The sequence below is a fragment of the Frankia sp. AgKG'84/4 genome (assembly GCF_023242965.2).
GTDB lineage: Bacteria > Actinomycetota > Actinomycetes > Frankiales > Frankiaceae > Frankia.
Genome location: NZ_JALKFU020001129.1, coordinates 1 through 1278, shown reverse-complemented (window position 1 = coordinate 1278; position 1278 = coordinate 1). Strand labels below are relative to the sequence as shown.

Here is a 1278-nt window from a genome sequence, read left to right as displayed (position 1 = left end):
CCGCCGTGCAGCGCTGCGACGGCCGCCCGCACGCCCGGCACCGCGCGCAGCGCCGCCTCGACCTCGCCCAGCTCGACCCGGAAGCCACGGATCTTGATCTGGTGGTCGCGGCGGCCGAGGAACTCGATGGTCCCGTCGGGCAGGTAGCGCGCCACGTCGCCGGTGCGGTACCAGCGCTCGCCCGCGTGGGCGACGAACCGGTCCGCGGTGCGCTCGGGATCGCCGAGATAACCCAGGGCGACCCCGGCACCGCCGATCCACAGTTCGCCGCTGACCTGGTCCGGGCAGTCCCGGCCCAGGGCGTCGACGACCCGCAGCCCGACGTTGCGCAGCGGCGTGCCGTACGGCACCGACGCCCAGTGCGCGGGCACCGCCGTACCGGCGGGGACCTCGCAGACGGTGGAGTGGATCGCGGTCTCGGTCGTCCCGCCCAGGCCGAGGAAACGGCAGCCGGGGACGGCCGCGTCGAGCCGGCCGGGCAGGTCGACGCCGACCCGGTCGCCGCCGAGCAGCACCGCCCGCAGGCTGGTGCCGAGCGCCGGCCCCCGCGCGGTGCCCCCCTGGCCCTCGCCGGCCGCGGTGGTCAGCAGCAGGTCGAGCACGGCGGGAACGCAGTTGAGGATCGTCACGCCGCACCCGGCGACCAGTTCGACCCAGCGCGGCGCCTCGCGCCGGGACTCCTCGTCGACGAGCACCACGGCGCCGCCGGTGGACAGCGGCGCGAACAGATCGAACACCGACAGGTCGAAGTCGAGCGCGGAGACGGCCAGCGTCCGGTCGGCCGGGCCGAGGCCGAGGCGCCCGGTCAGGTCGTCGAGGGTGTTCATCGCCGCGCGGTGTCCGACGGCCACGCCCTTGGGCGCGCCGGTGGAGCCGGAGGTGAACAGCACGTAGGCCGCCTCGTCCAACCGGCCGGGGTCGTCGGCGGCGGTGAGCACGAACTGGCCGGCACCACCGGCGGGCGCAGCGTCGCCGGTGGTGCCGGGGATCTCGTCGAGGTGCAGGAGCTGGACGCCGTCCGGCCAGCGGTCCGCCGGCGTCGAGGCGGTGATGGCGACGGTGAGACCGGCGGTCGCGGCGATTCGGGCGACTCGCGCGGGCGGCTGGTCGATTCCCACGGGGACGTAGGCCGCGCCGGTCGCGAGCACGCCGAGCACGGCGAGGACCTGCTCGGCGCCCTTGGGCAGGCTGACGGCGACCAGATCCCCCGGCCGCACGCCGCGGGCGACCAACCTGGCGGCGACGGCCCGAGCCCGTCCAGCGAGCTCGCCGTAGCTC

Annotated in this window: 1 protein-coding gene; it reads right to left on the bottom strand. The window is 76.5% G+C overall.

The window, feature by feature from the left end:
- Positions 1 to 1278: amino acid adenylation domain-containing protein (locus MXD58_RS27850; RefSeq protein ID WP_250611141.1), on the bottom strand; the 1278-nt coding region annotated here is incomplete at both ends.